Here is a 23402-nt window from a genome sequence, read left to right on the forward strand (position 1 = left end):
CGCTCTGTCATCGAACTGTCATGTACCCCAAAATGCTGAAGTCAGACTCAACACCGGCCCGCAAGACTCCGGGCGCGCCAGATGGGAATCCTGCTCCGAAGGACAACAAGAGAACGCAAGTCGTCGCCGGCTTCCTCAGGCAGATTGAACCCGCCGGGCCAGGCGCAGAACCTCGGATCGAGGACGCCGTGAGTGATCAGACGTCATGGCAAGAGACGACGCCTGATCCGAAACCAGTTCCGTCAAGCGTTGGCGCGCGTCCGGCCGGTGAAATCGAACTCAAGCTTCTCGTCGATGCCGATCGCATGGCGCATTTCAACGCTGCGCCGGTCATCACGGCGAACGCGCGCAATAAGGGCACGCGTAAGCATCTCAAGTCCGTCTATTATGACACGCCCGAGCGCACGCTTCGGCGTGGCGGCCTGAGCTTGCGCGTACGCCAGAGCGGCGCGCGCTTCGTGCAGACCGTGAAGACCGACGCCGCGGACGATCCGCTGCGCCGCGGCGAGTGGGAGGCGAGCGTGCCCTCGCTTGCGCCCGATCTCGCTCTGGCGATGCCTTTCATTCCGGAGAAGCTTCGCTGCCACCTCGAAGCACGGCCGCTCGAAGCCGTCTTCACCGCCGACGTCCATCGTCATGCACGGATGCTCGATCTGCCGTCCGGCACGGTCGAAGTCGCCTTCGACCAGGGCGAGCTGACGGCCGGCGACGGTTCGCTGCCGGTGAGCGAGATCGAGCTGGAGCTCAAGAGCGGCAGCGCAAGCGCAATCTATGAGGTCGCGCTGCGGCTTGCGGAATACGGGGCGGTGAAGCCGTCCATCCGCACCAAGTCGGCGCGTGGCTTCGACCTTGCCGCCGGCAAGCCGCCCTCGGCACGGCGCCCGCGAAAACTTCACCTCGATCCGTCGGTGACCCTTGACGAGGCCTTCGCGACGATCCTGCGCTCCTGCTTCCATCATCTGCTTCAGTCGCTGCCCGCCGCCGAGGACGGCCGCAATCCGGAAGGCGTCCATCAGCTTCGCGTTGCGCTGCGCCGGTTGCGATCGGCGCTGGACCTGATGCGATCGGTCGGCGCGCTCAGCAATCTCGATGCGCTGCGCTCGGAGGCGCGCTGGCTGGCGCAAGATCTCTCCGCCGCGCGTGACTGGGATGTGTTCCAGCTCGAGACATTGCCGACAATCGCAAAAGCCTGTCCTTCGATCGCCGGCTTCGACGCGCTCGGCCGGGCCGCGGCCGAGCGTCAGACTGACGCCTATCGCAAGGCGCATGATGCGCTCGCCGACCGCCGCTGTGCCGTGTTCCTGATCGGCCTCGGCGGCTGGATCGAAACACGGGGCTGGCGCAACGACGTCGCCGCCGAAGATCTCGGCCAACTCGCCGAGCCCGCCGTCAACTTCGCGCAGCGCATCTTGTCGGAGCAGTACGCCAAGGTGCTCAAGCGCGGCCGCCGCTTCAAGTCGCTCACGATCGAACAGCTGCACCGGGTGCGGCTCGCGACGAAGCGGCTGCGCTATCTCAGCGAGTTCCTGCTGCCGCTGTTTGCCGATCGGAAGTCTGCGAGAAAATTTGCCCGCAGGCTCGCCGGTTTGCAGGAGGAGCTCGGCGCCTTCAACGATATGGCAGTGACGGCATCGTTGCTGGATCGGCTCGATGCCGAGCCCGACAGCGCCATCGCCACGGCGGCGATCGCCGGTTGGCAGGCGTGCGCGTCGGTTGGCGTGCAGCCCGCCTTGCAAAGCGCGTGGCGCGATTTCACGGCCGCGCGGGTGCCGTGGTCTCGCCGGACCGCACAGGACTGATCGCGCCTTCGCAAAAAGTTGCGGCCAGGCTTTGGGGGAAGCCTGGCCGCGCGCGAACCGGTCTGGGACGGGGAGGGGTGGGGATGTGACCGGGTCGCGTAACTCGTTGTCTCGTTCCTAATCTCGCGCGCTGGCGGTGGAGACCGCCGGCTTGGTATCGCCGAGCGAGACCCAGACGTTGGGATCGCTCTGCGACTGGCGCTTGACGAAGCGGTATCCTGTCTCCGTCCAGGCAACGACGCTCTCGTTCTGATTGTCGAGAACGAACTCGCCCTTGTCGGTCTTCACCGTCAGCACCGCGTGGCCTTCGCCCTTCTTGTCGCGCACGACCGTGATGAGCAGGGCCTCGCGCGGCCATCCGGCATCGATCAGCATCTTGCGCTTCAACAGCACGTAGTCTTCACAGTCGCCGTAACCGTCCGTCGGCAGCGACCACTTCTCGATCACGCCCCAGTGCTCCTGGTCGGTCAAAGGCTTCACGGTCTCGTTGACCCAGCGATTGACCTTGACGAGGTCGCGCCATGCAGCCTGCGACATCACGATGTCGCGTGCCTGCGTCGGCCCGCCCTGGCACTGAGCGGCGTTGTCCGCACAGAACTCGACCCAGCCGATCGGCGCACGCGTGGTGTCGCCGAGGCTCGCGTAGAGCAGACGGCCTTCGCCGGCCTGCGCTGTCGCGCTGATCCCGAAGAGCATGGCGGCCAGCGCCAGCCCTTTCCCCTGTCCCCTAAAGTCAAACATTGCGGCCCCCGTTTCTTGTTGGGACCACATTTCGCACGGAGCTTTTGAGTTGCCGCTAAGTCAGCCAAGTCAAGTCTAGACGAATGCAGGTAAAAGGCGCGGCGAATTCGATCTATACTTGAATCGAATTCTCGTAAAATTTGAAATGACTGCAATTGATTCAAATTTTATCTATTAACGCGCAAACGCTGCCGGAGCCGTTGTTTGCGCGCACGTGCACCCCTCGCGTTAACTCGCGTAGAGCGGGTCGCAACGCACGAAAAAGGCGGCGTCCGCATCGCAGAGGCCGCCTTCGAGGCTGGAAATGCAGTGGTTTTGACGTCGTCGCGCTTTACCGCGCGGTAACGCTCTCTTCGAGTGTCTCGGCCGGCTGCTCGTGCATGAACTCGAGGGCGAAGCCGTCTTCGAGGTTTCGGACCACGCGGCCCTGGACCCGGCCGAGCAGAACCGTCGATTTCAGCGGCGGGCGGTTCTCCGCGGCAATCGCGGCGCCCGACAGCGACAGGTCGATGATACGGCAGGTCATCTTGGTGCCGTCCTCGAGCGTCAGCACCGCGATCGGGTTGCGCGGTACGATACGGTCGTGACGGCGGTCCTCCGGCAGGTTGAGGATGTCGCGGTTGGCGAGCCAGGTCAGCTGTGCCGCGAGCTTGTCGCGCTTCCTCGGCGTTGCCCCGATCGTCATGGCAAAGCCATTGTCTATGATCCGGGTGATCTTGCCCTCGACCCGGCCGATATGGTCGAGATAGGCGACGACGCGGTCGCCGACATTGCCGATGCCGGGGGCCAGCAGCGCGAGGCCGCCCGGCGACATGTTGATCACCTGGCAGGGGAGTTCACGGCGGTCCGGCAGCATGTAACGGCCGAGCAGGTGCACTTTCACCCGCTGGAAACGCCGACGCTCCTCGGCGGCCGGAAGAAATTTTCTGTTCGCTAACGCCATTTCCAACACCCGACCCCCCGCCCGGGCGGAGTCCGGCACGACCCTAAGGTGCATAGGGTTAATGCCGCGTTAGGATCGGTAGCGCCGGTAACGGACAGACACAATGCGCTCGAAAAACCACATCGAGGGCGGGCAGGCGAGGCCCCCCGGGCGGGACCGGTCAAGCCGTTCGCAGGCGCCGCCGATATAGAAGACCCAGCAGCGCCAGCAGCACTACCGCCGAGAGCCCGAGCGACCAGTGAATGCCGATCGCGGCGCCTGATAGCCCGACGGTGATGCCGCTGAAGGCCCGCATGCCGAGTCCGGCCATGTTGTAGAGTCCGACGACGCGGCCGCGGATGTCGGATGGTGCATTCAGCTGCACCAGCGCCTGCGCCATGGTGTTGAACGACAGCTCGAAGAAGCCCGCGCAGAACAAGAGCACGATCGCGACCGGATAGATCCGCACGGAGGCGAAGCCGAAGAGCGCCACGCTCCAGAGCATCGCCAGCATGATTGCGGTGCGCGGCGTGCCCTTGAGACGTCCCCAGGATTCCAGCGCGATGCCGGCGAGCAGGGCACCGGCCGCATCAGCCGCGAGGAGCACGCTGTAGGAGACGCCGGGATCGCCATGGCCGAGATCGCCGGCAAAGCCCGGCATCTGGGCGTGATAGGCGTTGCCGATCATGAAAGAGGTGAGGCCGGCGAGCCACGTCATCGCTAACAGCACCGGCTGCGTGCCGATGGCGCGCATCGTCAGCACGATGTCGGCAAGGCCGCGCACCGCGAAACGCCCGACGGCGACGCTCTTGTCGCGCAGCGGCGCCCAAAACAGCCACAGCAGCATCGGCAGATAGAACAGCGTGTTGAAGATGATGCCGTGCGAAGTGCCGAGCGTGAGCATGATGATTCCGCCGACGGCGGGGCCGACCAGGATGCCGAGATAGCGCGCCATCGCATTCAGCCGCACCGCGCTCGGAAGATCGGCAGGGCCGACGAGGTCGTAGAGCAGCAGCTGATTCGGCGTTTGCCACAACACGCCGGCGCAGCCGTGGATCACCAGCAGCAGCATCGCGTGCCACATCTGGATCGTATCGGTGAGGAAGAAGAAGCCCCATCCGGCCGAGGCGACGATAAACAGCACCATGCCGCACTGGATGATGCGGCGCGGATCGAACCGGTCGGCGAGCCCGCCGACCGCAACCGAGAACAAGAGGAATGGCAGCCAGTGCGACAGCACGGCAAAGCCCGCCAGCGCCGGCGAATGGAATTTCTGGAACACCACCCAATAGCTGATCACGTGCTCGATGTTGTCGGCCATCATCGCCAGCACGTAAGCTGTGAACTGGAGGCGGTAGGGCACCGACTTCATGGCCGCGAACGAGCCGGACGCGACCATGGGATTTTGAGGGAGGGGGTTCAAGCGAGCACCAAGGTAGGACTTGGGCCGCCTTACACGTTCGGCATCAATGGCTCAAGACACTTGGGTGTGTGAGTCATGAGCCCGTAGCCCGGCTATGACCCCGCTGCTAATCCAGCCGTTTCACGTAGACCGCATAAGGCACGCCAGAGATATCCGGCGCCTCGTGCACCTTCGCGAATCCCATCCGCAGATACATCGGCAGCGCAACCGTCATGATCGTCGTCGTATGCAGCGCGATGACCGGCGACTGGTCGCGCTCGGCGCGGCGAACGCATTCTTCCGTCAGTTGCCGGCCAATACCCTTGCCGCGCGCCGAGGGATCGACCACCAGCATGCGGATGATCGGCCAGGCCGGATCGAAGAACGCGGCCTTTGGCTGCCGTAGACCGATATAAGCCACGGCGCCGACGATCTCGCCACCGTCTTCAGCGACGACGATCTCGCCTGTCCTGGAAAGCTCCGTGATCTTGGCGACATTGGCAGTAAACGTCGGCCAATCGGAATAGTCCTGCTCGAATTGCGCGAAGGCAGCGAGAGCGACGCGCCTGACCGCGTCCGCATCCGCTGGCTGATAGTCACGTAGCATCGGCGGTTATCCTTCGTAGCCCGGATGGAGCGGACGCGTAATCCGGGGCCGCCGGTCCCGCATTCCGCTTTGCTCCATGCGGGCTACGAGACTGCCCGCTTGGCACCAGCCTGCATCTCACATACGCTTCGCTTCAGCCCGCACCAATCAATCATAACAGACGGGCATCGAGGAAACAGCCATGGAATCCATCCGCGTCTGCACCCATGCAGGGCCGGGCAGCGAGCCCGTCATCCGCACCGTGCCATGGCCGAAGGTCGGCCGTAAGGCCGCGCTGATCAAGGTCGGCGCCTGCGGGGTCTGTGGTACCGATTTGCATATTCTCAAAGGACATTGGCCGAAGCCGCTGCCCTGGCCGTTCACGCTCGGCCACGAGCTCGGCGGCATCATCGTCGAATGCGGCGACGAGTTCACTGAGGACTTCATGAGCAAGCCGCTTGCAGTCGGCTCGAAGGTGATGATCCCGCCGCTGATGCCTTGCGGACGCTGCTATTACTGCATCCACTATCCGCAGACAGCCAACAAGTGCCTGACGCCGGTCTATTACGGCCGCTATCTCGGTTTCGACAAGGCACCTCACATGTGGGGCGGCTGGGCCGAATATGTCTATGTCGATCTCGACATGCTGCCGGGCACCAAGATCTACAAGCTGCCCGACAACATGTCGCTGCGGCTGGGTGCGCTGTCCGAGCCGCTGACGTCCTGCATCCGCGCCTTCAACCGCGCCAGCCGCGCCGGCGGTTTCAGCTGGGGCGACACGGTGGTGATCCAGGGCTCGGGGCCGATCGGCATTCTGGCGGTCGCGGCCGCGCAGGAGATGGGGGCAGGGCGGGTGATCTGCGTCGGTGCGCCGGAGGAGCCGCGGCTTCGCCTCGCGCGCGAGTTCGGCGCGGAGGCGACTGTCAACATCGAGGAGATCAAATCGCCGCAGGAGCGCATTGCCCGGGTGCGCGAGATCGTCGGCGGCTTCGGTGCCGATCTGGTGATGGATTGTTCGGGACACCCTTCAGCCGGCCCTGAAGGCATCGAGATGCTGCGCGACGGCGGCACCTATGTCGAGATGGGCCAGTTCACCGACGCTGGCTCGATCGAGACCTCCTGGCACCGCATCTGCACCAAGGACCTCAACGTGCTCGGCTCCTGGGGTTTTACCGGCAACGATCTGCCGCTCGGCGTCGACATGCTTTACCGCACGCGCGACAAGTATCCGTGGCTGAATATGCAGACCATCTATCCGTTCACCGAAGCGGGCGTCGCGCAGGCGGTCAAGGACGCGATGGCGATGAAGACGGTGAAGTCGACCATCGTGCCGTGGCCGGAGCTGGTCGAGTAGGTCATGTCCTCCGCCCCCCACGATCTCGCTGCGTTTCTGGTCGAGGCCAGGCGGCGGACCTATGCCGGGCTGGACGACGACGCGACAGTTGCCGTCCCGCTGCTCGCGGGCTCCAAACAGCTCGAGCACCGCGCGCCGCCTTATCCTCGCCTTTCCGCTGTTGCGCGAGCTTTCGTCGAACTGGATCGAGTATGGCCTCGGCAGCAACACGCTGGCGCTGGCAAGGCCGGCCGGACCGCGGCAGATGCGCCGACGCCGACGGGGAGCGCTTCGCTGCAACTGGCCTTCAAGGTGTCGGCAAGTGAAGTCGATGCATGCGCCGACGAACTCGTGCGGCAGGGCGTGGCGCTGTTGTCGCCGCCGACGAACCAGGCGTTCGGTCATCGCACGCCGTTCTTCCGCGACCCCGACGGAAATCTGCTGGAGGTCTATGCGGAGATCTGAACAGCCCAAAAAGTTCCATCGGGAATCCGCGAACTCTTCACGCCGCGGTGAAACTTCGGCCCAAGTTCCGGATTTCAGTTCACGGGAGAGGTGCCGTGAAGCGAATTCTGAAACCCGTCACTTACGTCCTGGCCGCCGTCTACTTCCTGGTGGACGCGATTTTCATGGCCGTGGCGCGGCCCATCGCGCTCTGGCTTGGGCGGCACTTCCAATTCGAGCGATTGCGGGCCTGGATCAGGTCGCTGCCGCCTTATCCTTCGCTGGCCTTGTTTTCCGTGCCAGTCATCATTCTGGAGCCGATCAAGCCCCTGGCCGCCTACCTTGCCGCAACTGGCCAGGTCCTCAGCGGCGCGGCCACGTTCATCGTCGGCGAGCTGCTCAAGCTCGTGCTGGTCGAGCGCCTGTTTCACCTCACGCGGGACAAGCTGATGCGGATTCCGGCATTCGCCTGGACGTACGGGAAGTTCGCCGAAGTGAAGGCGTGGCTGCAGGCAACCGAAGCCTGGCGCGCCATCCGCGCCCTGAGCTTTGCAGCGAGAGACACTGTTGCGAAGCTGGTCGGGAGCTTCAGCAAGCTGGCGACCTCCAGGGATTAAATCCGAGCCAGGCGCCCCTTCGAACGACAGGAAAATCGTCGGTATCGTCGTGCTTGGGCACGCACTAGCCGCGGCCGAGCTCACTCTCCTTCACCTCTGTCGCACTCACCACCTTCGTGCCTTCCAGCTCGCGCACGATTCGTTCGTCGGGGCCGACAATTCCAAGATCGAACTCGCGATCCGGCGTGACCAGGATCATGCGCTGGCCGATGATCACGACCACCGTCATGTCGTTGGTTTCGCCTTCGACCGCCCATGCATGGATGTCTCCGGCATAGGGCTCCTTGCGCCAGGCGTTGGGCGAGCCTGGGTCGCATCGGATTTCGACGCCGTCCTCCGACGTCGTCACGACGAGCTTCGAGCGGCTCGGCTTCCAGCACTCGTCGAGGAGATCATTGACGAGCCACAGGCAGGCGAAGTCCTCGCATTCGGTGGGCCGCGCAGCGTAGATCGCGCAGCCGCGGCCGGGCTGACAATGCGAGCACCAGGCATTAACCGGCTTGGCCAGTGCCTCGATGGCCATCACCTTGCAGCAAAGCGTGCAATCGCCGCAGCTGCGTTTGGCGGAGGACGTCACGCGGTCATTCCCTTGGGATCCGGTTGTGATTCAGGTTAATCGAGGTGGCCGCAAAAATCCGCTGCAACCTTCAGGCGCGGCTCTCTGCGTGAAGCCATGCATCACAGGCATGGTGATTTCTGAGCGCTTGGCGTAAAGAGCGCCCAGATCAAATCCAGCGTGCGGTCGGGCCGTTTGCCGCGCATGCAGCTCAGGTCCGCCGGTCGACCGTTTGCGCGCCTGAATCAACCAAGGTTCTCCATCTCGTGTCTTTTCCGGCCCTGACCCCGCCGCTCGCCCGAGCATTGGCCGAGCGGAACTATGATTCCCCGACTCCCGTTCAGCTCGCCGTGCTCACGGACGAAGCCTCTGATCGCGACCTCCTGGTTTCAGCCCAGACCGGCTCCGGCAAGACCCTGGCTTATGGCCTTGCCATGGCCAAGGGGTTGCTGGGCGAGGCCGAGGGGTTCGACGAGGCCGGCGCGCCGCTCGCCCTGATCGTGGCGCCGACCCGCGAGCTCGCCCTGCAGGTTCAGCGCGAGCTGGCCTGGCTGTATGGGCATGCCGGCGGGCGCGTCGTCTCCTGTGTCGGCGGCATGGATCCGCGGCGCGAGCAGCGCGAGCTTGCGGCCGGCGCGCATATCGTCGTCGGTACGCCCGGCCGGCTGTGCGATCATTTGCGCCGCGGCCGTCTCGACATCTCCGAATTGAAGGCGGTCGTGCTCGACGAGGCCGATGAGATGCTCAATCTCGGCTTTCGCGAGGATATGGAATTCATCCTCGAGACCACGCCTGAGGCGCGCCGCACCCTGCTATTCTCGGCGACGTTTCCGCGCGGCATCGTCGCGCTGGCCAGGCAATATCAGCGCGACGCGTTCCGGATCGAGGTCGCGGGTGACGAAGGCGGCCACGCCGACATCGAGTACCGCGCGATCCGGATCGCGTCTGCCGACGTCGAGCATGCGGTCGTCAATGTGCTGCGCTTCTACGAGGCACCGAGCGCGCTGGTGTTTTGCAGCACGCGCGATGCCGTCAGGCATTTGCAGGCAGCGCTGCTGGAGCGCGGCTTCTCCGTGGTCGCTCTGTCAGGCGAATTGACGCAGAACGAACGCACCATGGCGCTGCAGTCGCTCCGGGACGGACGCTCCCGCGTCTGCGTCGCGACCGACGTCGCCGCCCGCGGCATCGATTTGCCGAGCCTCGACCTCGTCATCCATGCCGATCTGCCCAATGACGCCGAGGTCATGCAGCATCGCTCCGGCCGCACCGGCCGCGCCGGACGAAAGGGCACGAGCGTCCTGTTGGTGCCGCCGGCACGACGCCGGCGCGCGGAATTGCTGCTCAATCTCTCGGGCATCGAGGCGGCCTGGGGCACGGCGCCGCAGGCGGAGGACATCCGCAAGCTCGATCACGCGCGCATGAAAGACGTGCTGTTCACCGAGGACACCACCGCCGACGATCTGGTGCTGGCGCAGGCATTGCTGGCCGAGCGCTCGCCCGAAGATATCGCCGCTGCGCTCGCGCGGCTCTATCGGGCCCGGCTGCCGTCGCCCGAGGACATCATCGATCCCGGCGAGCGCAGCGGCAGGCCGCGCGACGATCGCGGTCGTGACAGGTTTGAAGGCGAAGGCGGCGGCGATCGTCCCGGCAAGCCGCGATCGAAATCCGGGAAGTCATCGTCGAAACACGGCATGGCGGAGGCCAGCGTCTGGTTCCGCGCCGCCATCGGCCGGCGCAAGAATGCGGAGGCGCGCTGGCTGCTGCCGATGATCTGCCGCCGCGGCGGCATCGACAAGCGCGACATCGGCGCCATCAAGATCATGGATACCACCACCGAGTTCGAGATCTCCGACCGGGTCGCGGATTCCTTCGCCGCGAAGATCAAGCGCCCGGACAAGGAAGACAGCATCCGCATCGAGCCGATGGCGGACGCACTGCCGCGGCAGGCGGCTTCGGAGCAGCGGTCATATGCGCCTCGGCGTGAGGCCGCTGACGATGATCACCGTGAGCGTCAGAGCGATCGCGCGCGCGAGGCAGGTGCATTCAAGCCGCGCAGCAAGTCTCACGGCGAGCGTGGCCCGAAATTCGGCGACGCTCCTTCCTTCGGGAAGAAAAAGAAGCATAAGAACAAGCAGGGCTACGCGGAGCCTTCGGTCACGCCGTGGCCGGTGAAGGCCGCGCCGGGAAAGAAGGCGAAGAAGAAACGGCGAGGCTGAGCGTCCGCCGTTCAGCTCAGACGGCAATGATGCCGCCGGATTGCACCGGCGACATCATCCGAAGAGAGAGGCGTGAGTTCAGCGGCCACCGCCACCACCTCCGCCGCCACCGCCGCCGGCATCACGCATCGCGGAGCTGTAGCGAGGATCGGTCTGCTTCATGTAAGTCGGCGAGGTGTCGCGATGGCTGACCGTGCGTCGTCCGCCCTGGCTCGGCGTCTCGATCAGGCCGCTGCAGCCCTCGAAGAAGGCGAACTCGCAGCCGTAGGTCCGGTACTGCGCGGCGTTGGCACTGGTCGCGGTGAATGCGGTCGCCGCAACGAAGGCAATCAAGGCAACTTTCGGCAATGTGAGTCTCATGGACATTCTCCAGTCTCGGTTCGGCGAGACCGGAACGGCCCGCACGGTTCTTCGACGGAGGCTGGCTGAACCCGGTTCGAACTGGTGGCTTCACGCCCGCGTGAGCCGCGGCCGGGAAGGGGTCTCACGTCGCAGCGAGATCGCGCAGCATGTAGGTCGCGCCTTCACCGTAACATGCGAGCTTTGTGCGCAACTCCGCATCCGTCGTGACCGGCCGAAAGCCGAAACGTTCCCATAGCGGCCGCGTGGCATAGACCGAGACCAGCGCGAGAGCCGCAATGCCCATTGAGCGTGCGAGTTGCTCGATCGTCGCGATATAGTCGCGCGCGACACCACCGCGGGCGTCGGGCAGCACGGCGACGTCGTGTACGTAGAGGCAGTCCGCATCGTCGGGCAGGCTTGCGAGGAAGCCGTCGAGCGGCGGGATCTGATGCTGCTTCCAGGGATGGGCGAGCCCGTAGCCGACGATCCCATCGTCCGCCGCGAGCACGCGGCAGCCATCGGGACAAAGCCGCATCTTCTCCGCGAACACATCAGGCCGCTCGGAGAGATCAGGATGGATGCGCGCCGCGATAGCGCTGATCGCAGCAAGGTCGGCCGTGCGCGCGGGACGCCAATGCGGCTTGCTTATGTCGATCCGTTCCAATTTATTCCGCCGCTAAGAGTGAGATCAATCCAGCTTCGGATATTCGAGCTGCATCGCCACGAAGTCGGCCGTGCGCGATCCGTAGCGCGCCTCGATCGCACGCAGCGTTTCATCCAGCGCCTGTGCCGGCGGGGAGGTGCCGGCTCCCGGCAGCGCCTGCTGCGCAGACCAATCGTCCGCGATCCGGTCCGGCAGGATGCCGAGGCCTCCGCGGCTCGTGCGCGCCTGCGCCGTGGCGGCGAAGGTCAGGGCGCGCGAGCGATAGGTCCGCGACCATGCATCGGCGATCAGTGCGAGCGAGACCTCGTCGACATCAGGCCTTAATGCGATTCCGAGCTGCTCGCGGTTCCAGAAGGCGAGCGTGTTTGCGATCGCCGTCAGCGCGAAGGAGCGCGTGAAGCGGAACGCGTCGCTGCGGTGGCGCGCATCCCACGCCGCAAGGCCGATGTCGCGGGCGACCGTCTCGGCCTTGGCCCGTCCGGCGATGGCCTCGATCAGGGTGAGGGCCATCGGCATGGATGCGCTGATTCCGGTGGTCGTCGCGACGCCCTGGTCGACGACCAGTCTGCGGTCCGCCGTATAGCGGATCGTCGAGTGCTTCTGTAGATCGCGCACGGAATACCAATGCGTCGTGGCCCGCTTGCCGTCGAGCAGCCCGGTGTTGGCAACGACCGTAGCGCCGACGCAGACGCCGATGACGATCGCGCCCTTGCCGGCCTGGCTCCTGATCCACTGCAGGGCGACTGCGTCGTCGTCGCGGCTCATCGCGGGCACGATGACGTAGTCGGCGCCGTCGGGGTGCGCGGCGTCGAACTCGGCGATGGTCGCATGCGGCTGTACCCTCAGTGCGGGATAGAGCGTGACGGGTCCCGGCTGCGTCGCCAGGGTGAGGACGTCGGCGACGTCAGCCCGCGCGAGGATGCCGTAGGGCATCAGATAGTCGGTGGTCTCGCTCATGTCGTTGATGCCGACGATGGCGATCAGGGGGCGCTTTCGTTTCGGCGGTTTCAGCGCGGCCAGCGTCGCCTCGGTTTCGTCTCTGGAGATCGCGGGCGCGGTTCCCGATGCCGGCGCGCCCGGCAGCAGGAGCAGCCAGGTTCCGCCGATCGCCACCAGCAATGCCATGCCGCCGAGGGCGGTCCACCCCAGAATGCGCCAGCTCATGATGTCACCCGCTCGTCGTCTCACGCGGCGCGGAAGCTATCCGGTCGCAACGATTTCAGGAATGACGCAAATCCGGCAAAATCGGTCATGGCGCGCGACGATCCATCGCACGATCACCGCCTGCGCAGGAGCTTTCGAAATCTACCGCAGCCCCTCATACACCATCAGCCCGCGTGCGATCTGCAATTTGCGGATCGCGCGTGGCAGCAGTTTCTCCGGCTGATGCAAATAGCGCCAGGAGGTGAGGGTGAAGGGGCCGAGTGTGCCGCATTCGTCGTCGAACGGTGCGAGCACGCCGGTCACGCTGACAGGCGTATACGGACGGGCATTGAAAGGGAGCAGCAGCAGCTCGAGATGCGCCTTGCTGCCGTTCTCGCGTGCGGCCGTGATGCCGGCGATCGCACCCAACGTCTCGTCGGCGACGATTGTGGTGATCTCTTCGATCTCGCCGCGGCTGGCTTGTGTGAACAGCGCCGTAAAGCTCCGGTCCTTGAGATCGCCTCCGGCGAGCGCGCAGACGCGCGTGCCGGCGACGCGGAACGGGAAGCCGAGGTGCTGTTCGCAGGACAGCACGAAGATGTCGCCGAGCAGGTCACGGACGGCGGCCGGATCGATGTCGGCCCTGTCAGGGGCCCGCGCCGTGCCGCGCTTGTCGTCCCAATACGCGAAGAACTCGCGGCTTGACGGATGTTTCATGACTGAACGCTTACCCCGGGGGCGCAACTTGGCGGCACAAACCTGTCCCGCTTCAGTGCACCCGCGATCCCTCTCGTTGTTGTGCAGGAGGGGATCTGCAGCGTCCATGCCGCGAGGGCGTTTTCGCACCCCTGGGCGCTGCTTTTGCGTCGTTAACGTTAAATTAACTATGCGCTTTGCGCCGGCGGCCCGCCTGCTATGGTGATCGCGGTCGCAAGTCTCGCCGGTTTTCCAGGTTCTCGGCGAGGCCTGAACTTTGGGCGTCAAACAGTTTGGTCACGGGACCGCGGGGAGGGGTGGGGATACACCTTATTCCCAGGGGTACCGGAAGTCCGACACGGACAGGCAGGGCTTTCCCAGGGCCCTGCCTTTTCCTTTTGTGCACTTGCGCAACGCCGGCAAAGGCGACTATCTCCAAGTGGATCGCTCCGATCGCGCCTGAAAGCGAAGCTGCCTTGGATTCCCCGCAAAATTCTCCGCCGCAGGATTCTCCGGATCTGCCGGCCGTCCAGGAGGCCCCGCGCGAGCCGATCCTGACGCTGCCCGTGGCGCTGACCGCCTATATCGCCCTGCTGGCGCTGATCCATCTGCGGGTGCTGCTGCCGCCGGAGATCGAGAACTGGACCATCGACGTCTTCGGCTTCATCCCGAAGCGCTACGATTCCTCGCTGCTCAATTTGCAGATTCCGGGCGGAGCGGGTGCGAAGGTCTGGACCTTCGTCACCTATTCGCTGTTGCACGCCAATTTGACCCATCTCGGCTTCAACGTGCTGTGGCTGCTGCCGTTCGGCAGCGCGCTGGCGCGGCGCTTCGGCGCCATCAGGTTCTTCGTGTTCATGGCGGTGACGGCGGCGGCCGGCGCGCTCGCCCATCTCGTCACCCATGAGCACGCGGTGGCGCCGATGATCGGCGCCTCGGCCTCGGTGTCGGGGGCGATGGCGGCGGCGATCCGCTTCGCGTTCGCCCGCGGCAGCTTCCTGTCGTTCAGCCGTTCGGACGCCGATACCGCTGCAAAGGTTCCGGCGCTGCCGCTGTCGCGCGCGTTGCGCGACGGACGGGTGGTCGGCTTCCTCAGCGTTTGGTTCGGCCTCAACATCATCTTCGGTGTCGGCGCGATCGGCGTCGATGCCGAAACCACGAGCGTGGCCTGGCAAGCGCATATCGGCGGCTTCTTCGCAGGGCTCCTGCTGTTCGCGCTGTTCGATCCAGTGCCGCGCATGCGAAGCGATGCTGCGGATGCGTCATCACAGGACGTTTCAGACCGAATTTGAAGCGGCGCTTGCGGCACGGCCCGAATTCATCCATCATTCCCAAGAAGAATGTTCCGAAAGCGAAGCAATGCTTCGCAAAGCGCACGAGCGTGAACCGGCGCTGAAACTGTTAGTTGAAGACTCGCGAACAAGTTCCGAACCGCCAAATGGGCGGACGGCTCCGATTCAGGGAGGCGACAATGACGGTACGTTCCATTCTCAACACCAAGGGCCATCAGATCATGAGCGTCGAGCCCGACGTCAAGCTGTCGGCCGCGATCAAGCTGCTCGTTGAGAAGAAGATCGGTGCGGTGCTGGTGATGAACCAGAGCCGGCTCGAAGGCATCCTGTCCGAGCGCGACATCGTGCGCGTGCTCGGCGAGCGCGGCGCCAGCGTCCTGGAGGAGCCGGTCGCAGAGGTCATGACCCGCAAGGTCGTCGCCTGCAAGGAGACCGATACGGTCGCCGAGCTCATGGAGATGATGACGACAGGCAAGTTCCGCCATCTGCCCGTGATCGAGAATGGCAAGGTGGTTGGCCTGATCTCGATCGGCGACATCGTCAAGCGCCGCGTCCAGGAATACGAGGCCGAGCAGGAAGCCCTGCGCGACTATATCAAGACCGCCTGAGCGGACTTCACTCGTGTACTGTCGGCGCTGCGCCTTCAGGCGGCGGCGCCAGCACGTGGATCGCTTCCTGGATCGAATCCAACGCACGCTCTGCGGCGCGCACGCCGTGCGCGATCAGATCCTCGGCGCGGTGGAAGTCGAACCAGCCGAACTGGCCGACCCGTGGCGTGATCAGCATGTCGGGAGGATCGCCGGCGAGGCGGGCGCGGGTGATGCGGTCCTGCATGATGTTGAATGCATCCACCATCACCGAGGAGATGCCGGGGCGTCCGCCACCGCCGAAGAACTCGCGCTTCATGGTCTTCTCGGGCGAGAACAGCCGCGGGAAACGCCGTTTGGTTGTCGTCTCCTCGGCCACCGGCGCCACCGGAGTGGGCATCGCGCCGTGCGAATAGATCGTCGTGGAATGGGTGAAGATGTCGCTGGAAAGATTTGCGGCGATGACGATTTCGGCGCCGAGCGCGCGGGCGGCCGAGACCGGCACCGGATTGACCAGTGCGCCATCGACCAGCCAGCGGTCGCCGATCAGCACGGGCGAGAAGATGCCCGGCAGCGCATAGGAGGCGCGCATCGCATCGACCACGCGGCCGCGCGTCAGCCAGATCTCGTGGCCGGTGCGCACCTCGGTCGCCACGCTGGCGAATTTGGCTGAGAGGTCCTCGATCAGGGTCTGGCCGACGGCTTCCTCGAGCCGGGTCGCCAGCTTCTCGCCACCGATCAGTCCGGAGCCATTGAGGCGGATGTCGAGATAGCCGAGGATGTTGCGCATGCCTTGCAGGCTGCGCCCCCATTCTTCCAGCGTATCGAGCTGGCCGGCCGCATAGGCGCCGCCGACCACGGCGCCGATCGAGGTGCCGACCACGACGTCAGGCACGATGCCGTTGGCGAGCAGGGTCCTGATGATGCCGATATGGGCGAAGCCGCGCGCCGCGCCGCCCCCGAGGGCAAGGCCGATGACCGGCCGGCGAATGCTGCCCAAGCCAACTTTTTCGCCAACTTTCTCGCCGTTTGAGCCGTTCGCGCCCCGACCCTTCAAGATGTCCAGCACTGAAAAACTCCCCTACGCCGGGGCCAGGCCCGTATCACCAGACTAAGCGTCACACTGGCGCTCCGCCAGAACCGCGGCGAAGCATGGTTTATGCCGCTTTGGGAAGCGCACAGGGCAGGAGTATGGCGATGGACGGTTGCTTCGAGACTAATCACGCAGGCGTCAACCGGGTTCCAATGACCGTATTCGATCGGGTTCCTGAGGCTTGAATTTGCCGCGTTTTCGGTGAAAAGCAGGGGCATGACACGCGGGGGTGACGGCATCATCGGATGGCGGCGTGGCGTTCGGCTGCTGCCGGCGCTGATCCTTGCCGCGTGCCTCGTGTCCCTCGGCCCGGTTTCCCTTGGCCAAAACGCCGCGAAGGCGCAGCTTTTCTCCGATCGGCCGCCGCCGGTGCCCCCTGCATCGGTGCCGGATCCCGGCGGCGCCATCAATCTGGCGCCGCCCTCCGGGCCGGGGGCCGGCCCCCCGAGCCTGCCGCCGACCCTGATGCAGCCGGCTTCGCCCAGCATGCCGCCGCCCGCGGTCACCACCGTGCCTTCGGCCGCGCCGCTCAACGCGGCCGCGCCCGGTCAGGGCGTGCTGTCGCTGACCGCGAAATACGGCAAGGATTCTCCCGCGATCACCAGCGGCTTGGTCTGGCGCGTATTCGCCGATCGTCCCGACGAGAACGGCACCTTCAAGCTGATCCGCGAGGAGCGCAACGCCACGCCCAACATCGTGCTGCCGCCGGGCACTTACGTCGTGCACGTCGCCTTCGGGCTCGTCAGTGCAGTGCGTACCGTCAGCCTGAAGGCCGAGACCGACCGCGAATCCTTTGTGCTGCCGGCCGGCGGCCTGCGCATCGAAGGCCGGGTCGGCACCAGCCGCATCCCGCAGAACCAGATCTCGTTCGCGATCTACAAGGGCAGCCAGTTCGAATCCGGCGAGCGCGCCTCCCTGGTGCCGAACGTCGCCGCCGGCGACGTCGTGCTGATACCGGAGGGCACCTACTACATCGTCTCCAACTATGGCGATGCCAATTCGGTGGTGCGCTCGGACATCCGCGTCCAGGCCGGCAAACTCACCGACGTCACCATCACCCACCGCGCTGCCGTCATCACGCTCAAGCTCGTCAGCGACAGGGGCGGAGAGGCGCTCGCCAACACCGCCTGGTCGGTGCTGACCCCGGGCGGCGACGTCATCAAGGAATCGATCGGCGCCTTTCCGCGCGTCGTGCTCTCTGAAGGCGAATACCGCGCCATCGCCAAGAACGAGGGCAAGGTCTACGAGCGCGGCTTCAACGTCGTGAACGGCGTCGACGGCGAAGTCGAGGTCGTCGCGCGGTGATGCCTCGGCGGCGATGCCGCCCGGTGGTGGTCTGGTCCGGATGCTGGGCTTCGTGCCTCGGGATCCTCCGCTTCTCACATGGCGCACAAGCACACCATCTCCTGTTACCTCTGCGACAGCGCCCAAGCCGCGTCTCAAGGCGCGAAGAAACCCGCCATCGGCGCCTTATCCCGGAAAACCACGTGAGTTCACCACGCCGGTGGACGATGCCCGATTCCGATCATCAATTTTATTCTCTTTCCATCCCGCTGGGTTATATGTCGCATCGGTCCAGGTGAGCCGGATGCGCAGACCATCGACGGCTGCGCCAGCGGCAATGAGCAGGGGGCCCAGCCGGTCGGGATGTTCGAAGTGGTCCTAACGAGGCGCAAGCGGTTTGGCTGGCGATGGCAGGTGTGCGACCAGTCCGGCAAGATATTTGCGGACGGGTTCGAGCGCACGCGCCCGTCCGCCAAATATCACGGCGAGCGCGCGCTGTTCTTCCTGCTGTCGCAGGCCCATCTGAACGACCGCTCCGCCGCCTCGAGCGAGGATTAGCGGCGGGTGAGCCGCTTGCTCTGAATTCGTAGCGCGGATTACGCTGCGCTCCATTCGGGCTACAAGACCTTGCGTTGCCTGTCGGGCGAGGATACGCGGGTGTGTCTGCGATGAAGATGTGCGTTAGACGAGCGACGTTGCCATCCACATATTCCGTCATTGCGAGGAGCTCGCGACAAAATTGCAAAGCAATTTTGCGCTGATGCGACGAAGCAATCCGGACTGCCTCCTCGGAGGGATTCTGGATTGCTTCGCTGCGCTCGCAATGACGACGTTGATGCAGCTGTGCGCGCCAACACCACGTCTCGTGCCCCGGACGCAGCGCTTCTTCAGCGGTGCGCTGCAGAGCCGGGGCCTATGCATCAGCGAATGCTTGGCTTGCTGGGTCCCGGCTCTGCGCAGCAACGCTCGCGCGTTGCAGTGCGTCCGGGACACGAGAGAGTCTCTCGCTATCGCCACACACTCCGTCATTGCGAGGAGCCCTTGCGACGAAGCAATCCAGACTGCCTCCGCGGAAAGATTCTGGATTGCTTCGCTGCGCTCGCAATGACGACGTTGATGCAGTTGCGCCGACGCCGTTGCCAACTCACAGCACGCTTCGAAAACACAACCGTCATAGTCTCTAACGCCGACTAACCAACACCTGACTTAAAACTGTCATAATCACCGAACGAGCCCTGCGCCTGTGCGCTCTTTACAGGCCGTTAAGCGCAGCTGCATTGGATGCGCCGGGATAGTGCGTTGGGGACTGCCATGAGTGCCGCGAAGAAAGTGTCGGGAAAACCGGCCGCCGAAATGTTCGATGACATCCCGGTGCTTCAACGCAAATGGCGTGCCGCGTTGAAGCCGGGCGAACGGCTGCCGCGCTATGAGGACGTGATGCTCGGCAGTCTCGGAAGGCTCGCCGATCACATCGCGCTGCTCAGGGGTGACGGCGCGCTCGAACTGTCGCGCAGCGGACGTTACGTGCAGAAATGGCTCGGCGAGGAGCGCTGGGACATTGCCGTCGCAGAGCTGTCGCCCGATTGCGCCACGGCGCTGACGGAAGCGGCGGCGATCGCGCTCGCAACGGGACAGCCACATCATGCCAGCGCGCATTGCGTGCGCGACGGCATGGTCAGAACCTACGATGTGCTGACGCTGCCGACCGCCTCGCGCTGGGGCGCGACACTGGTCGGCGCCTACATCAATGAGCGCGGCACGCAATACAATCTCCTGGATGCGATTTTCTCCGCGACCGACGACGCCGTGGTGTCGCTGGCGACGCTGCGCGATGCAAGCGGCAAGGCGTTCGATCTCCAGATCGTGCACCACAACAAGAGCGCGGGCGCGCTGCTGAAGGCCGCGACCGGAAGCCTGCTGTGGCGGAGGGTCGGTGAGGGGAGCACGCTGCTGGCCGCACCCGAGATCATGGATTTCCTGCTCAAGGCTGTCTCGGACGGCCGCGGCGAGCAGCTCGAAATCGAGAGCGACGGACGACACCTCCGCCTCGGCGCCACCGCCTTCGCCGACGTGGTCTCGCTGACGATCTCCGACGTCACCGCGTTGAAGCGGCGTGACGCCTCGTTCCGCCTGCTGTTTGACAACAACCCGATGCCGATGTGGGTGTTCGACGCCGAGACCAAGCAGTTCCTCAGCGTCAACGACGCCGCGGTCCAGCATTACGGTTACAGTCGCGCCACCTTCCTGCGCATGAAGCTGCACGAGATCTGGCCCGAGGACGAGTGGGAGAGCCACGCCGAGGCGCTCGAACGCGTTGGCGATGCCTATCATTCCTCGCGCAACTGGCGGCACTTACGCGCCGACGGCAGCGAGATCGAGGTGCTCACCTTCGGCCGCCGCGTCGCCTTCGATGATCGCGATGGCTATCTGGTCGCGGTGGTCGACATCACCGAGCGGCGCAAGGCCGAGGCGCGGATCGCCCACATGGCCCATCATGACGGGCTCACCGACCTGCCGAACCGCGAATATTTCCAGCAGCGGCTGAAGCAGGCGCTCGACCAGGCCGGAGGAAAGCGGGTCGGCGTGCTCTACATCGATCTCGACCTGTTCAAGAACATCAATGATTCCTTCGGGCATCCATCGGGTGACCGCCTGCTGAAGCAAGTCGCCGAACGTCTGACCACCGCGGTCCGCGGTGCCAATCTCGCGGCCCGGCTCGGTGGCGACGAGTTCGCCGTCATCCTGGCGGCCGACGTCTCGCCGAACGAGGCCAGCGCCTGCGCGACCTTGCTGATCGACATGTTGAAGGCGCCCTATGAGATCGACGGCCAGGAGATGGTGATCGGCGCCAGCATCGGCATCGCGCTGTCACCGGGTGATGGCACGACGTCCGAGGAGTTGATGCGCAACGCCGACATGGCGCTGTACCGGGCCAAGTCCGACGGCGGCGGTGTGCACCATTTCTTCGAGCGCGAGATGGACCTCCAGGCGCAGAGGCGCCGCGACATGGAGCTCGACCTGCGCCGCGCCTTTGCCAATGGCGAGTTCGAGCTGCACTACCAGCCGCTGGTGTCGATCGCCTCCGACCGCATCTCCGGATTCGAATCGCTCTTGCGCTGGCGGCACCCGGACAAGGGCATGATCTCGCCCGCCGAGTTCATTCCGGTCGCCGAGGACATTGGTCTGATCACCCAGCTCGGCGAATGGGTGCTGCGCGAGGCCTGCGCCGAAGCCGTGAAATGGCCTGTCGACATCAAGGTCGCGGTCAATTTGTCGCCGGCGCAATTCCGCAGCCGCAACCTGGTTCAGGTCGTGATCTCGGCCCTGGCGCAGTCCGGCCTGTCGCCGAAGCGGCTCGAGCTCGAGATCACCGAGTCGATCTTCCTGGCGGAGACCGAATCCAATCTCGCCACGCTTCATCAGTTGCGCGAGCTCGGCGTCGGCATCTCCATGGATGATTTCGGCACCGGCTATTCCAGCCTGAGCTACTTGCGCAGCTTCCCCTTTGACAAGATCAAGATCGACCGTTCCTTCGTCAAGGATCTGGCGCAGCGGCCCGATTGCAGCGCGATCGTGCGCGCGATCTCCGGTCTCGGCCGCAGCCTCAACATCACCACCACGGCGGAAGGCGTCGAGACCGAGGATCAGCTCGACTGGCTGCGCGCCGAAGGCTGCAACGAGGTGCAAGGCTTCCTGTTCAGCGCGGCGCGGCCCGCCGTCGAGATCGCAACGCTGCTCGCCAATTTTGGCCAGCGCGCCTCACGGGCGGCGTAGCGGAGGCGGGTAGCAATCGTAGACCAGCGCTTTGAACGCCGGCGTGATGCGGCCGCGCTCATTCTGAGTCTGTTGCATCATGAGGTAGACCATGTCGAGCTTGGGATCGACGCCGAAATAGGTGCCGCTGCCGCTGTCCCATTTCAACTCGCCGATCGAACCAGGCGGCGGCGGTTTCGCGTTGCCGGGATCGGTGCGCACCGCAAGGCCGTAGCCATAGCCAAAACCGTCGCCGGGGAAATAGAAATAGTCGCGTCCGACGCCGGATCCGGGTCCGATGTGATCGGTGGTCATGGCCTTGAACGCAGCAGGGCTCAGATAACGCTTGCCCGCGAACTCGCCGCCGTTGAGCAGCATCTGCGCGAAGCGCTGATAATCGGTGATGGTCGAGAGTAGCCCGCCGCCGCCCGACTGCCATTCGGGATGGTCGAGGCGCTCGCGTTCGGCGGCGAGCAGGATGAAATCGTTCGGCAACGGCCGCGCCATCCGCGCCAGCTCGTCCTCCGTCGCCAGCGCGAATTTGGTGCTGCTCATGCCGAGCGGATCCAAGATGCGTGCTTTCAGGAATTGGTACAGCGTCTGGCCCGAGATGATCTCGATGACGCTGCCGAGCACGTCGGTGGAATGACCGTAGCGCCACAACGTTCCCGGCTGCCGCGCCAGCGGCAATTTCGCGATGCGGTCGGCGAATTCCCTGTTGTTGAATTGACCCTCGAAGATATTGGCCGCCTTGTAGGCCTGCTCGACCCATTTGCCGCCGATGTAATCGTAGCTGATGCCGGAGGTGTGCCGCAGCAGATCCTCGATGCTGACGGGACGGACCGGCGGCACGAGATCGAGCTCCAGCTTGCCGTCCGGCTTGGTGATCTCGAGGCCTACCTTGGTGTCGGCAAAGAGCGGGACGTATTTCGATACGGGATCGGTGAGTGCGAGCTTGCCCTCGTCGATCAGCATCATCGCGCCGAGGCACGTGATCGGCTTGGTCATCGAGTGGATGGCGAAGATCGTGTCCGGCGTCATGGCAAGGCCGGTCGTGACGTCACGTACGCCGAACGTCTTGAGGTAGACGGGTTTGCCGTGCTGCTGGACCAGGATGACGGCGCCCGGCAGCCGGCCGCTCGTCACCTCGTTGTCGAAGAATGCCGTGATGCGGTCGAGCCCGTCGGGCGTTGGAGCGGGAATGTCGGCGGCGCGGCCTCGCGCCATGGTGCCGGCCAGCAGCGTAGCCCCGACCAGAAATTCACGGCGTCTCATCCGGGCTTCCTCCCTGGGCGGGATGAAAGCCGGAAGACGCCAAAGGCGTCAACAAAACATCGCTTAAAAACGCGTCACGATTTCCGAAAGGAACGGTCGCGGACGGTCTTCGCTCGGCTTGGTCGGCGTACCGATGTGGACGAAGCCGGCGAGCTTTTCGTCCGGCTTGAGGCCGAGGCCGTCAAGCACGTCGCGATCGAAGGCGAACCAGCCGGTCAGCCAGCAGGCGCCGTAGCCGAGTGCGGTTGCGGCCGTGACGATGTTCATGGCGCTGGCGCCGGCCGACAATTCCTGCTCGAAGGCCGGTACCTTCGGATGCGGCTTGGTGAAGCTGACGATGCCGATCACCAGCGGCGCGTCGGTGAGGCGCTTGCGCTCGGTCTCGACGTCGGCGGCAGGCGCGCCTGGGTTCTTCCGGGCGAAGACTTTTGCGATCACCTCGCCGGCGCGCTGGCGGGCATCGCCCTCGAAAATGATGAAGCGCCAGGGCGTCAGCTTGCCATGGTCGGGCACGCGCGCGCCGATGGTGAGGATGGTCTCGAGCTCGGCTGCGGAGGGGCCGGGCCCGGTCATCTCGCGCGGCTTGACCGAGCGGCGGGTCTTCAGGAGTTCGATGGCATCTCGCACTGCGATATCCTCTTCAACTGGTCGGCGGAC

General features: G+C 64.9%; 21 protein-coding genes and 1 pseudogene. 10 read left to right on the forward strand and 12 right to left on the reverse strand.

The window, feature by feature from the left end; genetic code table 11:
• Positions 1-32 precede the first annotated feature (32 nt).
• A complete protein-coding gene (locus ACR9YP_RS19995; protein ID WP_474220940.1) occupies positions 33-1799 on the forward strand; it encodes a CYTH and CHAD domain-containing protein in 1767 nt (588 codons plus the stop codon).
• Positions 1800-1916: 117 nt separating this feature from the next.
• On the opposite strand, the gene ACR9YP_RS20000 is transcribed toward ACR9YP_RS19995, so the two are convergent.
• From ACR9YP_RS20000 to ACR9YP_RS20015, 4 genes are all read right to left on the reverse strand, one after another.
• Positions 1917-2540 carry a transglutaminase-like cysteine peptidase gene (locus tag ACR9YP_RS20000; RefSeq protein ID WP_164934798.1) on the reverse strand — a complete coding sequence of 208 codons (624 nt, stop codon included), beginning with the start codon at positions 2538-2540 and terminating at the stop codon, positions 1917-1919.
• Between the two features lie 331 nt (positions 2541-2871).
• Positions 2872-3483, reverse strand: a complete 612-nt coding sequence (locus ACR9YP_RS20005) for a PilZ domain-containing protein (RefSeq protein ID WP_474220941.1) — start codon at positions 3481-3483, stop codon at positions 2872-2874.
• A gap of 160 nt (positions 3484-3643) precedes the next feature.
• Positions 3644-4861: an MFS transporter gene (locus tag ACR9YP_RS20010; protein ID WP_438107363.1), complete on the reverse strand. Its 1218-nt coding sequence runs from the start codon at positions 4859-4861 to the stop codon at positions 3644-3646.
• Between the two features lie 130 nt (positions 4862-4991).
• Positions 4992-5471: a GNAT family N-acetyltransferase gene (locus ACR9YP_RS20015; protein ID WP_438107365.1), complete on the reverse strand. Its 480-nt coding sequence runs from the start codon at positions 5469-5471 to the stop codon at positions 4992-4994.
• A gap of 181 nt (positions 5472-5652) precedes the next feature.
• On the opposite strand from ACR9YP_RS20015, the gene ACR9YP_RS20020 reads away from it, so the two are divergent.
• The 3 genes and pseudogenes from ACR9YP_RS20020 (at position 5653) to ACR9YP_RS20030 (ending at position 7844) form a co-directional block, all read left to right on the forward strand.
• Complete coding sequence (locus tag ACR9YP_RS20020) at positions 5653-6804, forward strand: zinc-binding dehydrogenase (RefSeq protein ID WP_438107367.1); 1152 nt, start codon at positions 5653-5655, stop codon at positions 6802-6804.
• 142 nt (positions 6805-6946) lie between these two features.
• Positions 6947-7248: pseudogene (locus ACR9YP_RS20025) on the forward strand (VOC family protein); the annotation flags it as partial.
• Between the two features lie 95 nt (positions 7249-7343).
• On the forward strand, positions 7344-7844 hold the full coding sequence (locus tag ACR9YP_RS20030; protein WP_438107368.1) for a hypothetical protein: 501 nt from the start codon (positions 7344-7346) through the stop codon (positions 7842-7844).
• Between the two features lie 64 nt (positions 7845-7908).
• Here the strand turns inward: ACR9YP_RS20030 and ACR9YP_RS20035 are convergent, their stop codons facing one another.
• Positions 7909-8421, reverse strand: a complete 513-nt coding sequence (locus tag ACR9YP_RS20035; protein ID WP_438107370.1) for a hypothetical protein — start codon at positions 8419-8421, stop codon at positions 7909-7911.
• 245 nt (positions 8422-8666) lie between these two features.
• Here ACR9YP_RS20035 and ACR9YP_RS20040 point away from each other — a divergent pair, with 245 nt between their 5' ends.
• Positions 8667-10616: a DEAD/DEAH box helicase gene (locus tag ACR9YP_RS20040; RefSeq protein WP_474220942.1), complete on the forward strand. Its 1950-nt coding sequence runs from the start codon at positions 8667-8669 to the stop codon at positions 10614-10616.
• 78 nt (positions 10617-10694) lie between these two features.
• On the opposite strand, the gene ACR9YP_RS20045 is transcribed toward ACR9YP_RS20040, so the two are convergent.
• The 4 genes from ACR9YP_RS20045 to ACR9YP_RS20060 all read right to left on the reverse strand — a co-directional run bounded on the left by ACR9YP_RS20045 (position 10695) and on the right by ACR9YP_RS20060 (position 13482).
• Complete coding sequence (locus ACR9YP_RS20045; RefSeq protein WP_474220943.1) at positions 10695-10976, reverse strand: hypothetical protein; 282 nt, start codon at positions 10974-10976, stop codon at positions 10695-10697.
• Positions 10977-11100: 124 nt separating this feature from the next.
• Positions 11101-11607 carry a GNAT family N-acetyltransferase gene (locus ACR9YP_RS20050; RefSeq protein ID WP_474221094.1) on the reverse strand — a complete coding sequence of 169 codons (507 nt, stop codon included), beginning with the start codon at positions 11605-11607 and terminating at the stop codon, positions 11101-11103.
• 39 nt (positions 11608-11646) lie between these two features.
• A complete protein-coding gene (locus ACR9YP_RS20055; RefSeq protein ID WP_474220944.1) occupies positions 11647-12786 on the reverse strand; it encodes a DJ-1/PfpI family protein in 1140 nt (379 codons plus the stop codon).
• Between the two features lie 141 nt (positions 12787-12927).
• Positions 12928-13482 (reverse strand): PAS domain-containing protein, encoded by a 555-nt coding sequence (locus tag ACR9YP_RS20060; RefSeq protein ID WP_474220945.1) that lies wholly within the window; start codon positions 13480-13482, stop codon positions 12928-12930.
• 455 nt (positions 13483-13937) lie between these two features.
• Between ACR9YP_RS20060 and ACR9YP_RS20065 the strand changes: the two genes are divergently transcribed.
• Together ACR9YP_RS20065 and ACR9YP_RS20070 are read left to right on the forward strand one after the other, a co-directional pair.
• Positions 13938-14753: a rhomboid family intramembrane serine protease gene (locus tag ACR9YP_RS20065; RefSeq protein ID WP_474220946.1), complete on the forward strand. Its 816-nt coding sequence runs from the start codon at positions 13938-13940 to the stop codon at positions 14751-14753.
• A 179-nt stretch (positions 14754-14932) separates the two neighbouring features.
• Positions 14933-15361 (forward strand): CBS domain-containing protein, encoded by a 429-nt coding sequence (locus ACR9YP_RS20070; RefSeq protein WP_474220947.1) that lies wholly within the window; start codon positions 14933-14935, stop codon positions 15359-15361.
• Between the two features lie 7 nt (positions 15362-15368).
• On the opposite strand, the gene ACR9YP_RS20075 is transcribed toward ACR9YP_RS20070, so the two are convergent.
• On the reverse strand, positions 15369-16409 hold the full coding sequence (locus ACR9YP_RS20075; RefSeq protein WP_091889401.1) for a patatin-like phospholipase family protein: 1041 nt from the start codon (positions 16407-16409) through the stop codon (positions 15369-15371).
• A gap of 240 nt (positions 16410-16649) precedes the next feature.
• On the opposite strand from ACR9YP_RS20075, the gene ACR9YP_RS20080 reads away from it, so the two are divergent.
• The 3 genes from ACR9YP_RS20080 to ACR9YP_RS20090 all read left to right on the forward strand — a co-directional run bounded on the left by ACR9YP_RS20080 (position 16650) and on the right by ACR9YP_RS20090 (position 21491).
• Positions 16650-17738: a hypothetical protein gene (locus ACR9YP_RS20080; protein WP_474220948.1), complete on the forward strand. Its 1089-nt coding sequence runs from the start codon at positions 16650-16652 to the stop codon at positions 17736-17738.
• Positions 17739-18080: 342 nt separating this feature from the next.
• Positions 18081-18275 (forward strand): hypothetical protein, encoded by a 195-nt coding sequence (locus ACR9YP_RS20085; protein ID WP_130221158.1) that lies wholly within the window; start codon positions 18081-18083, stop codon positions 18273-18275.
• A 753-nt stretch (positions 18276-19028) separates the two neighbouring features.
• Entirely contained in the window at positions 19029-21491 is a 2463-nt protein-coding gene (locus ACR9YP_RS20090; protein ID WP_474220949.1) for a putative bifunctional diguanylate cyclase/phosphodiesterase, read from the forward strand.
• Here the strand turns inward: ACR9YP_RS20090 and ACR9YP_RS20095 are convergent.
• Positions 21477-22745, reverse strand: a complete 1269-nt coding sequence (locus tag ACR9YP_RS20095) for a serine hydrolase domain-containing protein (RefSeq protein ID WP_474220950.1) — start codon at positions 22743-22745, stop codon at positions 21477-21479. The two genes, ACR9YP_RS20090 and ACR9YP_RS20095, sit on opposite strands and share 15 nt — an antisense overlap.
• 63 nt (positions 22746-22808) lie before the next feature.
• The gene (locus ACR9YP_RS20100; protein WP_128933029.1) at positions 22809-23372 is read right to left on the reverse strand and encodes a nitroreductase family protein; all 564 of its coding nucleotides are present in this window, start codon (positions 23370-23372) and stop codon (positions 22809-22811) included.
• Between the last annotated feature and the right edge of the window lie 30 nt (positions 23373-23402).

Source organism: Bradyrhizobium sp. BR14999 (assembly GCF_056106085.1).